11 protein-coding genes are annotated in these 14,629 nt (G+C 71.4%); 8 read left to right on the forward strand and 3 right to left on the reverse strand.

The genetic code is table 11. The annotated features are described in order from the left end of the window. From nuoL to nuoN, 3 genes are read left to right on the forward strand one after another with little or no spacing between them, the layout of a single operon-like run. Nucleotides 1-1,941, forward strand: coding sequence for an NADH-quinone oxidoreductase subunit L (gene nuoL, locus ACFVXJ_RS15835; RefSeq protein ID WP_389662276.1), 1,941 nt, complete (start codon nt 1-3; stop codon nt 1,939-1,941). 1 nt (nt 1,942) lies between these two features. Beyond that, nucleotides 1,943-3,562 (forward strand): NADH-quinone oxidoreductase subunit M, encoded by a 1,620-nt coding sequence (locus ACFVXJ_RS15840; protein WP_389662277.1) that lies wholly within the window; start codon nt 1,943-1,945, stop codon nt 3,560-3,562. Nucleotides 3,563-3,567: 5 nt separating this feature from the next. Further along, complete coding sequence (gene nuoN, locus ACFVXJ_RS15845) at nt 3,568-5,217, forward strand: NADH-quinone oxidoreductase subunit NuoN (protein WP_389662458.1); 1,650 nt, start codon at nt 3,568-3,570, stop codon at nt 5,215-5,217. A 95-nt stretch (nt 5,218-5,312) separates the two neighbouring features. Here nuoN and fahA read toward each other — a convergent pair whose 3' ends face one another. Further along, entirely contained in the window at nt 5,313-6,536 is a 1,224-nt protein-coding gene (gene fahA / locus ACFVXJ_RS15850) for a fumarylacetoacetase (RefSeq protein ID WP_389662278.1), read from the reverse strand. Between the two features lie 141 nt (nt 6,537-6,677). Here fahA and ACFVXJ_RS15855 point away from each other — a divergent pair, with 141 nt between their 5' ends. Further along, entirely contained in the window at nt 6,678-7,496 is an 819-nt protein-coding gene (locus ACFVXJ_RS15855) for a Cof-type HAD-IIB family hydrolase (protein ID WP_389662279.1), read from the forward strand. Nucleotides 7,497-7,533: 37 nt separating this feature from the next. On the opposite strand, the gene ACFVXJ_RS15860 is transcribed toward ACFVXJ_RS15855, so the two are convergent. Beyond that, nucleotides 7,534-9,570, reverse strand: coding sequence for a CocE/NonD family hydrolase (locus ACFVXJ_RS15860; RefSeq protein ID WP_389662280.1), 2,037 nt, complete (start codon nt 9,568-9,570; stop codon nt 7,534-7,536). 282 nt (nt 9,571-9,852) lie between these two features. Here ACFVXJ_RS15860 and ACFVXJ_RS15865 point away from each other — a divergent pair, with 282 nt between their 5' ends. The 4 genes from ACFVXJ_RS15865 to ACFVXJ_RS15880 all read left to right on the forward strand — a co-directional run bounded on the left by ACFVXJ_RS15865 (nt 9,853) and on the right by ACFVXJ_RS15880 (nt 13,099). After that, entirely contained in the window at nt 9,853-10,863 is a 1,011-nt protein-coding gene (locus ACFVXJ_RS15865) for a polyprenyl synthetase family protein (protein WP_389662281.1), read from the forward strand. A gap of 266 nt (nt 10,864-11,129) precedes the next feature. Then, nucleotides 11,130-12,371, forward strand: coding sequence for an outer membrane lipoprotein carrier protein LolA (locus ACFVXJ_RS15870; protein WP_389662282.1), 1,242 nt, complete (start codon nt 11,130-11,132; stop codon nt 12,369-12,371). Between the two features lie 111 nt (nt 12,372-12,482). Beyond that, entirely contained in the window at nt 12,483-12,686 is a 204-nt protein-coding gene (locus ACFVXJ_RS15875; RefSeq protein ID WP_389662283.1) for a hypothetical protein, read from the forward strand. Then, on the forward strand, nt 12,683-13,099 hold the full coding sequence (locus ACFVXJ_RS15880) for a hypothetical protein (RefSeq protein WP_361312510.1): 417 nt from the start codon (nt 12,683-12,685) through the stop codon (nt 13,097-13,099). Before ACFVXJ_RS15875 ends, ACFVXJ_RS15880 begins: the two co-directional genes overlap by 4 nt. A gap of 39 nt (nt 13,100-13,138) precedes the next feature. On the opposite strand, the gene ACFVXJ_RS15885 is transcribed toward ACFVXJ_RS15880, so the two are convergent. Beyond that, a complete protein-coding gene (locus tag ACFVXJ_RS15885; RefSeq protein WP_389662284.1) occupies nt 13,139-14,491 on the reverse strand; it encodes a M28 family metallopeptidase in 1,353 nt (450 codons plus the stop codon). Between the last annotated feature and the right edge of the window lie 138 nt (nt 14,492-14,629).

The following is a 14,629-nucleotide window of genomic DNA, read 5'->3' on the forward strand; positions in this document are numbered from 1 at the left end:
GTGGAGAATCTGATTGCGCTGCTGGTGGCGGCGCCCCTGCTCGGAGCGGCGGTGCTGCTGTGCGGCGGCCGTCGCCTCGACAAGGCCGGCCACTGGCTCGGCACCCTCTTCGCCGCCGCCTCCTTCGGCATCGGCGTGGCCCTGTTCGTCGACATGCTGGGGCGCGGCGCCGACGACCGCGCCGTGTACCAGCGGCTCTACAGCTGGATCCCGGTGGAGGGCTTCCAGGCGGACGTCGCCTTCCAGCTCGACCAACTGTCGATGACCTTCGTCCTGTTGATCACCGGTGTCGGCACCCTCATCCACATCTACTCGATCGGGTACATGGAGCACGACGAGCGGCGCCGCCGCTTCTTCGGCTACCTGAACCTGTTCCTCGCGGCGATGCTGCTCCTCGTGCTCGCCGACAACTACCTGCTGTTGTACGTCGGCTGGGAGGGCGTGGGCCTGGCCTCGTACCTGCTCATCGGCTTCTGGCAGCACAAGCCCGGCGCGGCCACCGCCGCGAAGAAGGCGTTCCTGGTCAACCGGGTCGGCGACATGGGTCTGTCGATCGCGATCATGCTGATGTTCACCACCTTCGGGACGTTCGCCTTCGGGCCGGTGTTCGGCGCCGTGGGCGGCGCCTCCGAGGGGAAGCTGACGGCGATCGCCCTGATGCTGCTGCTGGCCGCCTGCGGCAAGTCGGCGCAGGTGCCGCTCCAGTCCTGGCTCGGTGACGCCATGGAGGGCCCGACCCCGGTCTCGGCCCTGATCCACGCCGCCACCATGGTCACCGCGGGCGTGTACCTGATCACCCGCTCCGGGGCGGTCTTCAACGCGGCGCCGGACGCGCAGACCGCGGTCGTCGTGGTCGGCGCGGTGACGCTCCTCTTCGGTGCGATCGTCGGTTGCGCGAAGGACGACATCAAGAAGGCCCTCGCGGGCTCCACGATGTCGCAGATCGGCTACATGGTCCTCGCGGCCGGCCTCGGCCCCATCGGCTACGTCTTCGCGATCATGCACCTGGTGACGCACGGCTTCTTCAAGGCCGGCCTCTTCCTCGGCGCGGGTTCCGTGATGCACGGGATGAACGACGAGGTGGACATGCGCAAGTACGGCGGCCTGCGGACGTACATGCCGATCACCTTCGTCACCTTCGGCCTCGGCTACCTCGCCATCATCGGCTTCCCGGGCCTGTCGGGCTTCTGGTCCAAGGACAAGATCATCGAAGCCGCCTTCGCGAAGGGCGGCACCGAGGGCTGGATCCTGGGCGGCGTGGCCCTGTTGGGCGCCGCGATCACCGCCTTCTACATGACCCGCGTGATGCTGCTGACCTTCTTCGGTGAGAAGCGCTGGCAGCCGGCCCCCGACGCGGACGCCGTGCCCAGCGCCGAGCCCGCGGCCGAACACCGGGCCGGCGAGTTGCCGCACCCGCATGAGTCCCCGAAGGTCATGACCCTGCCGATGATCGTGCTGGCCTTCGGTTCCGTCTTCCTCGGCGGCCTGTTCAGCATCAACGAGGCGTTCGTGAAGTGGCTGGAGCCCGTCACCTCCTTCGAGCACGGGAACCCGCCGCTGGGCGCCGGGGCGATCACCGCCGCCACGGTCGTGGTCCTGCTGATCGGCGTGGGCCTCGCCTACCTGCAGTACGGCCGCAGGCCCGTCCCGGTGGTCGCCCCCCGGGGCAGCCTGCTCACCCGGGCCGCCCGGCGCGACCTGCTCCAGGACGACTTCAACCACGTCGTGCTGGTGCGCGGCGGGGAGCACCTGACCCGCTCCCTCGTGTACGTCGACCACAGCCTGGTCGACGGGGTGGTCAACGGGACGGCCGCCTCGGTCGGCGGACTGTCGGGCCGGCTGCGCAAGCTGCAGAACGGCTACGCCCGCAGCTACGCGGTCTCGATGTTCGGGGGCACGGCGATCCTCATCGCCGCGACCCTGCTGATGAGGGCGGTGTGAGATGAGTTTCCCGCTTCTGACGGTGACGGCGGTCGTGCCCGCGGTCGGCGCGGTCCTGACGGCGGCCGTCCCGGCCGCCCGCCGGGGCGCCGCCAAGTGGCTCGCGCTGCTCGTCTCCCTGGCGACCCTGGCCCTGGCCGTGCTCGTCGCGGTCCGCTTCGAGCCCGGTGGCGCCCGCTACCAGCTCACCGAATCCCACGCCTGGATCTCCGACTTCGGGGTCCGCTACGAACTGGGCGTCGACGGCATCGGGGTGGCGCTGATCGCGCTCACGGCCGTGCTGATGCCGTTCATCATCCTGGCCGGGTGGCACGACGCCGACCCCCTGGAGACCAAGAGCCGACGCTGGCGGCCGACCCAGGGCTTCTTCGCCCTGATCCTGCTGGTCGAGGCGATGGTGATCATCTCCTTCGAGGCCACCGACGTCTTCCTCTTCTACGTCTTCTTCGAAGCCATGCTCATCCCGATGTACTTCCTCATCGGCGGCTTCGGCGACCGGGCCACCTCCACCCGATCGGCCGCCGGCGCGGCGGGCGGGGCCGACGAGAACGCGGCCGCGCAGCGCTCGTACGCGGCGGTCAAGTTCCTCCTCTACAACCTCGCCGGCGGCCTGATCATGCTGGCCGCCGTCATCGGGCTCTACGTGGTCGCCGGGAACTTCTCCCTCCAGGAGATCACCGCCGCGCGCGGCGCGGGCACCCTGGACATGGCGACCAACACCGAACGGCTGCTGTTCCTCGGCTTCTTCTTCGCCTTCGCGGTGAAGGCCCCGCTGTGGCCGCTGCACACCTGGCTGCCGAACGCGATGGGCGAGGCCACCGCCCCGGTCGCCGTACTGATCACCGCGGTCGTCGACAAGGTCGGCACCTTCGCGATGCTCCGCTTCTGCCTCGGGCTGTTCCCCGAGGCCAGCAAGTGGGCCACGCCGGTGATCCTCGTCCTGGCCCTGATCAGCATCGTCTACGGGGCGCTGCTCGCCGTGGGCCAGCGGGACATCAAGCGGCTGGTCGCCTACGCCTCGATCTCGCACTTCGGCTTCATCGTCATGGGCATCTTCGCGATGACCACCCAGGGACAGTCGGGCGCGACGCTCTACATGGTCAACCACGGGATCTCCACGGCGGCGCTGATGCTGGTCGCCGGCTTCCTGATCTCGCGGCGCGGCTCCCGGCTCATCGCCGACTACGGCGGCGTGCAGAAGGTCGCCCCGGTCCTCGCCGGGACCTTCCTCATCGGCGGTCTGGCGACGCTGTCCCTGCCGGGACTCGCGCCCTTCGTCAGCGAGTTCCTGGTCCTGGTCGGCACGTTCACCCGGTACCCGGTCGTCGGCATCATCGCCACCTTCGGCATCGTGCTGGCCGCGCTCTACACGCTGGTGCTCTACCAGCGCACGATGACCGGACCCGTGAAGGAGGAGGTCCGCGCGATGCCGGACCTGCGCCTGCGGGAGGTCCTGGTCGTGGCCCCGCTGATCGCGCTGCTGATCGGGTTGGGCGTGTACCCGAAGCCGCTGACCGAGATCGTCAACCCGGCGGTGAAACACACCATGTCGGATGTGAAGCAGACGGACCCCAAGCCCGAGGTCGCCGTCCAAGCGAAGAACGGGGAGGCGGCGAAGTGAGCACGCTGACTGCTGCCCAGGGCCACCTGCTGACACTGGCTGCCGCGGACCCGGCCGCCAAGATCCCGGCCCCGCACATCGAATACGCGCAGCTCGCGCCCACGCTGATCGTGGTGGGCGCGGCGGTCCTCGGCGTCCTCGTCGAGGCGTTCGTACCGCGCGCGTACCGCTACTACGTCCAGGTGTTCCTCGCCGTCGCCGCCCTGGCCGCGGCCTTCGCCGCGGTCGTCGGCCTCGCTGCCGGCGGGTACGCGAACTCCAAGGCGCACATCGCGGCCATGGGCGCGATCGCCGTGGACGGCCCCGCCCTGTTCCTCCAGGGCACCATCCTGCTGGCCTCGATCGTGGCCGTGTTCACCTTCGCGGAGCGGCGCCTGGACCCGGCCGCACACGGCAAGAGGGTGGACTCCTTCGCCGCGCAGGCGGCGTCCGTCCCGGGCAGCGACAGCGAGAAGGCGGCCGTCAAGGCCGGTTTCACCACCACCGAGGTCTTCCCGCTGGCCCTGTTCGCGATCTCCGGCATGCTGATCTTCCCGGCGGCCGACGACCTGCTGACGCTGTTCATCGCGCTGGAGGTCTTCTCCCTCCCGCTGTACCTGCTCTGCGCCCTCGCCCGCCGCCAGCGGCTGATGTCGCAGGAGGCCGCGGTCAAGTACTTCCTGCTGGGGGCGTTCTCGTCGGCGTTCCTGCTCTTCGGCATCGCGCTGCTCTACGGCTACGCCGGCTCCGTCTCGTACGCGGTGATCGCGGACGTGGTGGACGGCACCGTCTCGAAGATCGATCCGGCGCTGGCCTCCACCATGGGCAACGACGCGCTGCTGCTCATCGGCGGCGCGCTGATCCTGATGGGTCTGCTGTTCAAAGTGGGCGCCGTCCCCTTCCACATGTGGACGCCGGACGTCTACCAGGGCGCCCCGACCCCCGTCACCGGTTTCATGGCGGCGGCCACCAAGGTCGCGGCCTTCGGCGCGCTCCTGCGGCTGCTGTACGTGGTGCTGCCGGGCCTGCGGTGGGACTGGCGGCCGGTGATGTGGGGCGTCGCGATCGTCACGATGCTGGCCGGCGCGGTGATCGCGGTGACCCAGACCGACGTCAAGCGGCTGCTGGCGTACTCCTCGATCGCGCACGCCGGTTTCATCCTGGCCGGTGTCATCGCCACCTCCGCCGAGGGCGTCAAGTCGGTCCTCTTCTACCTGGGCGCCTACTCCTTCGTGACGATCGGCGCGTTCGCCGTGGTCACGCTGGTGCGGGACGCGGGCGGAGAAGCCACCCACCTGTCGAAGTGGGCGGGGCTGGGCCGTCGTTCGCCGCTGACGGCGGCGGTGTTCGCGGTGTTCCTGCTGGCCTTCGCGGGCATCCCGCTGACGTCCGGCTTCACCGGCAAGTTCGCCGTGTTCAAGGCGGCGGCGGAGGGCGGCGCCGGGGTGCTGGTCGTGGTCGGTGTGATCTCGTCGGCGATCGCCGCGTTCTTCTACATCCGGGTGATCGTGCTGATGTTCTTCAGCGAGCCGAAGGCCGACGGCCCGACGGTGGCGGTGCCCTCGCCGCTGACGATGACGACGATCGCGGTCGGTGTGGCGGTGACGCTGGTGCTGGGTGTGGCGCCGCAGTACTTCCTGGACCTGGCGGGGCACGCGAGCACGTTCGTGCGGTAGCGCCCGCGCGGTCGTACCGAGGGCCCGGCTCCCCGCGGAAGGGGGGCCGGGCCCTCGCGTTGCCCGGGGTGGCGTGGTGGCCGCCCCGGTCGGGGTCAGCGGGAGGCGGCGATGCGGCCGGTGACCTCGCCGAGGCCGACGCGGCTGCCGTCCGGACCGGGCGCCCAGGCGGTGAGGGTGACGGTGTCGCCGTCCTCCAGGAAGGTGCGCTTGCCGTCGGTGAGCTCGATGGCGTCGCGCCCGTTCCACGTCAGCTCCAGCAGGGAGCCGCGCTGATCGGTCTCGGGACCGCTGACGGTGCCGGAGCCGTACACGTCACCGGTCCGCAGCGAGGCGCCGTTGATCGTCATGTGGGCCAACTGCTGGGCGGCGGTCCAGTACATCGAGGCGAACGGCGGCCGGGCCACCTCCTGCCCGTTGATGGAGACGGTGATGCGCAGGTCGAAGCCGCCGGGACGGTCGGCGTCCGCGTCGTCCAGGTAGGGCAGCAGCGGGAAGTCCCGGGCGGGCGGGGCGACCCGGGCGGCGTCCAGCGCCTCCAGCGGGGTGACCCAGGCGGAGACGGAGGTGGCGAAGGACTTGCCGAGGAACGGGCCGAGCGGCACGTACTCCCAGGCCTGGATGTCCCGCGCCGACCAGTCGTTGAGGAGGAACAGGCCGAAGACGTGGTCCTCGAACTCGCCGAGCCCGACCGGCCGGCCCAGTTCGGAGGGGGTCCCGACGACGAAGCCGACCTCGGCCTCGATGTCGAGCTTGACGCTCGGGCCGAAGACGGGCGCCGGGTCCGCGGGCGCCTTGCGCTGCCCGCGCGGGCGTACGACATCGGTCCCGGAGACCACGATGGTGCCGGAGCGGCCGTGGTAACCGATCGGCAAGTGCTTCCAGTTCGGGGTGAGCGCGTCACCGTCCGGGCGGAAGATCTTCCCGACGTTCGTGGCGTGGTGCTCGCTCGCGTAGAAGTCGACGTAGTCCGCGACCTCGTACGGCAGGTGCAGGGTGACCGCGTCGAGCGGCGTCAGGTGCGGCTCGACGGTGTCGCGGTGGCCGGGGTCGGTCACCCAGGCGGTCAGCGCGCGCCGTACGTCGCGCCAGGTGGTGCGCCCGGCGGCGAGCAGCGGGTTGAGGGAGGGGCGCCCGAGCAGCCCCGCGTAAGGGGAACCGAGCGCGAGCGCGGCCGCTCCGGCGTCCAGGACGTGCCCGCCGATCCGCACACCGACCCGGCGCCGGGGGTCCTCGGCGGTGGAGAACACGCCGTAGGGGAGGTTGTGCGGTCCGAACGGGTCGCCCTCGGGGACATCGAGGGGGCTCTGCTGGGGCATGGGTTGCTGCCTCGCTTTCGACGCGGTCCGGGGGTGTCCCGGGGGCTCGTTGACACGTTACGTGGCTGGTGGGGCGTGCGGGAGGCCGGATTCGGGCGCTATTTGTAGGACTTGTCCAAAGGGGTCCGTATCCTTGCGCGGGTGACTTCCGCCCCGCTTTCGGCCCTCCCCTTCGCCTTGATCGCCACCGACCTGGACGGGACTCTGCTGCGCGCCGGGGACACCGTCTCGGCCCGTTCCCACACCGCCCTTGCGCGGGCCCGCGCCGCCGGGGCCCAGCACATCATCGTCACCGGCCGCCCGGTCCCCCAGGTACGCCACGTCCTGGACGGCCTCGGGTACACGGGGCTCGCGGTGTGCGGGCAGGGCGCGCAGGTGTACGACGCGGCGCGCGGGCGCCTGTTGCACTCCGTGTGCATGGACCGGGGGCTGGCGGAGGTCGCCCTCGGCAAGATCGAGGCGGAGATCGGCGAGGTGTACGTGGCGGTCGACCAGGAGGGGGTGGACGCCGAGATGCTGATAGGGCCGGGCTACCGGATGCCGCACCCGCACCTGCCCACGGTCCGGGTACGGCGCCGCGCGGACCTGTGGACGGCGCCGATCAACAAGGTGCTGCTCCAGCATCCCGAGCTGGACGACGACGAACTGACCCGGGTCGCCCGGGGGGTGGTCGCAGACCTCGTCAACGTGACGATGGCCGGCGAGCACACGGTGGAGCTCCAACCACCGGGCATCGACAAGGCGAGCGGCCTCGCGCGGGCCGCGGACGTCCTGGGACTGGCCGCCTCGGCCACGATCGCCTTCGGCGACATGCCCAACGACGTGCCGATGTTCGCCTGGGCGGCGTACGGGGTGGCGATGGCGGACGCCCACCGGGAACTGGTGGCGGTGGCCGACGAGGTGACGCTCTCCAATGAGGAGGACGGGATCGCGGTGGTCCTGGAGCGACTGTTCAGCTGAACCGCCGCCGGGGGCCGGGGCAGGGGGCCGGGGCCGGTCAGCCCGCCGTGCGCGGGAAGCGGCGCTCCCAGGTGCGGTGGAAGACCACCTCGTCGCCCTCCCGACACACCACCTCGTTCGACGTCAGGAACCCGCCCGCGTCGCAGGAGACCTCCGAGCGGGTCTCCACCGTGGCCTCCCAGGCGGGCTCGGGCCGGTGCAGCCGGATCCGCCAGTGGGAGCGGACCCGCGCGGACAGGGCGTCCGTCGAGCGGATCTCGTACTCCTCCGTCCCCTCCTCCCCGACCTCCAGTCCGTCCGGGTACACCCGCGTCCCCCCGCGGCGGGGGTTCACCTCCAGCCGCCACGCCCCGCGCGCGACGTCCCGTACGACGACCCGCTCCGGCCGCGGCTCGTCCAGCGTCGCCGGGTACACGACCCCCAGCGGCGCCGCCTGCTCCGGCGCCTCGAAGACGATGCCGCCGTCCAACGGGCCCGCCGTGCGCAACGGCAGCTCCAGCGTGCTGCCCGCCGGGTCGAGGGTCCAGCCCGTCTCCGAGCCGGCCCGGGGCCAGATCCACGGCCAGTACGCCGAGGACAGCGCCAACCGGATGCGGTGACCGGGCGGGAACGCGTGCCCGATCCCGTTCAGCTCGAAGGCGACCTCCTCGTACGAGCCCACCGGCCAGGGCGCCGCCCGGTCCCGGCCGCCGCGCGCCGACAGGTTCAACGCGCCCCGCGTGACCAGCGTCGACGCCCCGTCCGGCGCGACGTCGCACAGCCGGGCGATCACCTGCCCGTACGGGACGTCCATCCGCAGCCGCAGCGTCACCCGCGCCCGGCCCAGGACCTCCACCGGCTCGCCCGGCGCCACCGGGAACTCGAAGCACGCCGACTTCGCGTCCTCCTCGCGCTGGTCCGGCGGCAGGTCCGCGTCACCCCCCAGGGGGCGGAACCGGCCCGCGTCCAGCCCGGTGTGCTGGGGCGAGGCGACCGCCACCGGCGCGCCCTGGAGCCCGTAGGAGACGGGCACGACCGAGGGCGACGGCCAGGCCGCGTCACCGACCCAGCGCCCCGCCATCCGCTCGTACCCGGTGGCGGGCGGATGCGACTCGCCGATCCAGGAGCGGAGCAGCGGCTCGTCCATCACCCCGTTGTCCTCGCCCTTGAGCCAGTGGTCCCACCAGCGCAGGGTCTCCTGGAGGAAGCCGATCGCCGGGCCCGGCAGCCCCCGGTCGGGGTACTGGTGCGACCAGGGGCCGATCAGTCCGCGGACGCGGCCCCGCGGCAGGTGCTCGACCAGGCGCAGCACGGTGTCCCGGTACGGGTCGTGCCACCCGCCGACCGCCAGCACCGCCGCGCGGACGCTCCCGTAGTCCTCGCGGACGCTCTCCCGGCTCCAGTAGGCGTCGCGGGTCTGGTGCGCGAGCCGGGCGTGGATCAGCGGTTCCACGGCCTCCAGCCGGGTCAGCCACTGCTCCCGCCGGCCGTCGCCGACGTACAGCGGGTCCGGGGGCAGTGCGGCCAGGGCCGGCGTCCGGGCCGCCCCCGCGTGCAGGTCCGCGGCCAGCACGGAGCCGCCCAGGTAGTGCCCGTCGTTGTCGTAGGGGTCGTCGGTGCAGCAGACCGCGACGACGGCCTTGAGCGCCCGGGGGGCGAGCGCGGCGATCCGGAGGCTGTCGGAGCCGCCCCGGGAGATCCCGAACATGCCCACCGCGCCCGTGCACCACGGCCGCGCCGCGAGCCACTCCACCACCGCCACGCCGTCGGCGGGCTCCCGCGCGTCGTACGCGTCACCGGGCCCGCCGCCGTCGCCGGGCCCGCCGCCGGTACCGGGCACGCCGCCGCTACAGCCGTGGCCGCGCACGTCCACGCGTACGGAGGCGTAGCCGTGACCCGCGTACCAGGGGTGGCGCTGCCAGTCGCGCGGGGCGGTGCGGTCGGTGAGACCCTCCGGGGTGTACTCCAGCAGGGCCGGGACGGGCTCGTCGCCGACCGGGCGCCAGATCCGCGCGTACAGCTCGACCCTGTCGGCCATCGGGATCCGGACATCCTCGCGGGTGGTCTCGTAGGGGAAGTCGGTACGGATGATCATGCGGGACCGCCTCGGTGAACGGGGGCGGCCCGGCCATGGCGTCCGCCTCCGGATCGGTCGGCTCGTCTGTGTCGGTGACAGTTCCGGACAAAACCTGTTTCTCCGGTTGTTCAGGCTCCTGACGAACATACCGGTGCGCATCGGGCGGTGCGCGCGTGGCGACGGGGCAGGCGCTCTGGGTGATCGAAAACAGACCGGATACGCTGGCTTGAGTGATGGCAGCGACACATCGACAATCCATGTGATCGTCAAAGTGATCGTCAGCAGACAGGAGTACCCCTCGTGACCGTCGTCGGGCCGTTCGGACTGAGCGTGCGGGACCAGGCTCTTGAGACCGATGTCCAGGCCGGACTGGCCGCCGTCGAGGCGGGTCTGCTGGAGGCCACCAAGAGCGAAGTCCCCTTCATCACCGAGGCCGCGCAGCACCTGGTGCGGGCCGGAGGCAAGCGGTTCCGACCGCTGCTGGTGCTGCTCGCGTCCCGTTTCGGAGATCCGTACGCCCCCGGGATCGTGCCGTCCGCGGTGGTCGTCGAACTCACCCACCTGGCCACGCTCTACCACGACGACGTCATGGACGAGGCGGACGTACGCCGCGGGGTGGAGAGCGCCAACACCCGCTGGGGCAACTCGGTGGCGGTCCTGACGGGTGACTTCCTCTTCGCCCGCGCCTCGCACATCCTGGCCGACCTCGGCCCCGAGGCCGTACGCATCCAGGCCGAGGCGTTCGAGCGGCTGGTGACCGGGCAGATCCTGGAGACGGCCGGCCCGCGCGACGGCCGCGACCCGGTCGCCCACTACCTCGACGTCATGGCCGGCAAGACCGGCTCGCTGATCGCCGTCTCCGGCCGGTTCGGCGCGCTGATGGCCGGTGCCGACGAGTCCGTGGTCGACATCCTGACCCAGTACGGCGAGCGGCTCGGCATCGCCTTCCAGCTCGCCGACGACGTCCTCGACATCGCCTCCGACTCCCACGAGTCGGGCAAGACCCCCGGCACCGACCTGCGCGAGGGCATCCCGACCCTGCCTGTCCTGCGCCTGCGCGAGATGGCCGAGCGGGACCGCGACCCCGACGACCTGGACCTCGTACGGCTGCTGGACGGGGACCTGAGCGACGACGCCCGGCACGCCGAGGCCCTGGCCCGGCTGCGCGTGCACCCCGCGTTGGAGCAGGCGCGCCGCGACACCATCCGTTACGCGCAGGACGCGCGGGCCACGCTCGCCCCGCTCCCCGAGTGCTTCGCCAAGTCGGCGCTCGAAGAGCTGTGCGACGCGGTGGTGCACCGGGCGGGCTAGCCGCGCGGGTTGGACGCGCGGGTCGGACGCGCTGGTTTGGGCGCGCGGGACGGACCCGGTGGCTCTTGCGACGGGCCCGGCATCCCCTACGGGTAGGGGGTGCCGGGCCCGTGTCGTGTCATCCCTGGGGTGTACGCCGGGTTGAGTCCGGGGAGTGACGCCGTCGACCCCTCTCCTTTGGTCAGATAGAGGCACATCCCCACCAGATCGGGTGAGAGTGGCGGCGGGGAGTGGACGTGACGCATCTACGGAGGCAGGCAGAGAAGATGGCAACGAACACGAAGACCCGCAAGGCCGCTCGGTACGCCGTACCGGTCGCGGTGTTCGGCGTGGCGGCCGCGACCATCGCGATGGTCCCGGCCTTCGCCAACGCCGGGAACCCGGACCTGCCCAAGGTGACCGCCCAGCAGCTCATCGAGAAGATCGCGGCCTCGGACGTCCAGCAGCTCTCCGGCAGCGCCAAGATCAGCACGGACCTGGGGCTGCCGACCCTCGCGGGCGGCCTGCTGGGCGGGCGCGCCGGCGGCGGCGTCACGGGCGGCTCGGCCGACCCGCAGGACAAGGTGGCGCAGCTCGCGACCGGCACGCACACCGTCCGCGTCGCCGCCGACGGACCGGACCGGCAGAAGCTCACCGTCCTCGACGGCAAGGACGAGTACAGCCTCACCCACAACGGCCAGGACGTGTGGGGCTACGACAGCAAGTCCAACCAGGTCTTCCACGAGAAGGACGGCCGGACCGGGCCGGGCGTCGAGCGCAAGGCCGGAGAGCGGATGCCGGCCTCGCCGCAGGAGATGGCGCAGCAGGCCCTCAAGGCCGCCGGTCCCACCACCGACGTCAGCGTGGGCGACACCGCCCAGGTGGCCGGGCGGGACGCCTACCAGCTCGTACTCAAGCCCAAGCAGGCCGGCTCCACGGTCGGCTCGGTACAGATCGCCGTGGACGCCAAGAACGGTGTGCCGCTGCGCGTGCAGGTGCTGTCCAGCCAGGGCGGCAAGCCGATCGTGGACGCGGGCTTCACCAAGGTGGACTTCGCCAAGCCGGCCGCCGACTCCTTCGCCTTCACCCCGCCCAAGGGCGCGAAGGTGACCGAGGGCGCGGACGGCCCCGGCAAGGACGGCAAGGACGGCAAGGACGGCGTTCACGGCAAGGAGTGGGGCAAGGGCCTGGAGTCCATCCCCGGCCTCGACGGTCTGACCGGCGGCGCCGCCGGTGCCGGCAAGGGTGATGTGAAGGTGCTCGGCGAGGGCTGGGCCTCCGTCGCGCAGATCTCCGTACCGGGCGGCAAGGGCCTCAAGGACGCCGAGAGCGCGGCCAAGGACAAGAACGCCCCGAAGGAGGCCAAGCAGTTCCTCGACTCCCTCGGGGACAAGGTCACCGGCTCCTTCGGCTCGGGCCGTATCTTCTCGACGCGCCTGGTCAACGCCCTGATCACGGACGACGGCAAGGTCTACGTCGGCGCGGTCACCAAGGACGCGCTCGTGAAGACGGCCAACTCGGCCAAGTAACCGGACGCCAAGTAGGCGCACCACGCGCGAGGGTGGCCCGGGACTGTGTCCCCGGCCACCCTTGTGCCGTTCCCCTCCTGCGTACAGCGCGGTCGCTGTACCGTGAGGGACATGTCGAGACACGTCACCATCCGCCTGGACGAAGAGTTCCACGAACGCCTCAAGGCGCGCGCGGCGGCACTGGGTACGACGGTCACCGCGCTGATCACCGAGGTCACCGAACGCGAGCTGGACGAGGACCGGAAGTCGTTCCTCTCCGGTATCGACGAGTTCGCCGACCACTGGGGCTATTTCCAGAAGCGGTTCGGCCATTGAAGATCACCATGGAGTGGGCCTGGACCGCTCTGGCCCATCATCTGCCGTCGGATCCCGCCGTATGGGACCCGTCCGGGGTGGCCGCCGCGGTCGCCCGGCACCAGAACGACCTCGTGCTGGTGCCCGAACAGCCCGCCCCGGACACCGCGTGGCGGGCCGCCGCGTTTTTGCACACCCTCGCCGTCTGCCCGGCGCTGGAATCCCCGATGAACGAGTTCTACGCCGCCGCCGCGACCCGCTCGTACCTGCGGGTCGCCGGGGCCAAGCAGTTGCCCTCGCCGGAGGAGCTCGGCGACCTGGTGGAGGCGGCAAAGGTCGGCCGCGCGGACATCGGGACGGTCGCCGAGGAATTGCGGGCCCTCATCAGGGAGCCGCTCCCGGCCTCGCTGCGGTCCCACGGCGGGGACGCGTAGCGGAGCCGGGGCGGCGTGGTCCCGTTCCGGTGCGCCGGGTCAGAAGGTGATCCGCCAGCTGTCGATGTAGCCGGTGTCCTGCGCCGCCACGTCCTTGACCTGGAGCTTCCACACCCCGTTGGCCACCTCGCTCGACGCGTTCACCGTGTACGAGGCGACGACGTTGTCGGCGGAGTCCGAGTCGGAGTTCTTCAGCCGGTACGCCGTGCCGTCCGGAGCGATCAGGTCGATCACCAGGTCACCGCGGTAGGTGTGGACGATGTTCACGTCGACCTTGGTGGTCGCCGGAGCGTTGCCCGTGACGCCCGAGACGGTGATCGGTGACGTCACCGCCGGGGCGGGGGAGTCGGGGACGGCCACGTCCGCCGTGTTCTCGAAGGACCGGCCGGGCGGCACCGTGGCGGCGGCGCCGAGGGTCCACACCGCGTAGGCGATCGCGTCGGAATTGCGGTCCAGCGCCGTGTCGTTGATGTTCGCGGAGGTGTCGCAGGACGCGTGGTAGCAGCGGTCGAACGCCTGACCGGAGGTACCGCCCCACTTCTGCGCCTGGGCGGCCGTCTTCGTGTAGTCGGCGCCGGAGAACAGGCCGCCGACCGGGATGCCCGCGCTCTTGAAGGGGGCGTGGTCGGAGCGCCCGTCGCCCTCGGTCTCTATCTCGGTGGGGATGTTCTGGCCCGCGAAGTAGGTCTTGAAGGTCTGCTCGATCGTCGGGTCGTCGTCGTAGACGAAGTAGCCGGGGTTCGGCGAGCCGATCATGTCGAAGTTCAGGTAGCCGGAGATCTTCGACCTCTCGGCGGCCGGCAGGTTGTTCACGTAGGACTTCGAGCCGATCATGCCGAGTTCTTCCGCGCCCCACCAGCCGAAGCGCAGGTGCTTGGTCGGTTGGAGTCGGTCGCGGGAGACGGCGAGCGCGGTCTCCAGGATGGCAGCGCTGCCCGAGCCGTTGTCGTTGATGCCGGGACCGGCGTTCACCGAGTCCAGGTGGGAGCCGGCCATCAGCACGGAATCGGGGTCGCCGCCCGGCCAGTCGGCGATGAGGTTGTAGCCGGTGGCGCCGCTGGAGGTGAAGGTCTGCACGGTCGTGGTGAACCCGGCCGCGTCCAGCTTGGCCTTCACGTAGTCGATCGACGCCTTGTAGCCGGACTTGCCGTGGGCGCGGTTGCCGCCGTTGTTGGTGGCGATGGTCTGGAGCTGTGCCAGGTGCGCCTTGACGTTGGCCACCGGGATGTCGGGCGGGGTCGGCGCCGCCGTGACGGCCGTCGCGGCCGTCACGGCGTTGGGGGGCTGGGCCGGTGCGGCGAGCGCGGCGGGGGTGGTGGCCGCGTACAGTCCCGTGGCCGCGACCGCGAGCGCGGTCACGGCGGCGAGGCGCCGGGAGACGGACAGGCTCATGTGGGGGCTCCGGATTCCGTTGGGGATGAGACGGAACGTGTGGGGATCGAGCAAGTGAGCGTGCGTGCGTCAGTGCGAGCCCGATGCTCAGTGAGTGCGCGACGAACCGTCAAGAGCGCAATCCGGACAGCGGTGTTC

It is taken from the genome of Streptomyces sp. NPDC058279 (assembly GCF_042881255.1).
GTDB lineage: Bacteria > Actinomycetota > Actinomycetes > Streptomycetales > Streptomycetaceae > Streptomyces.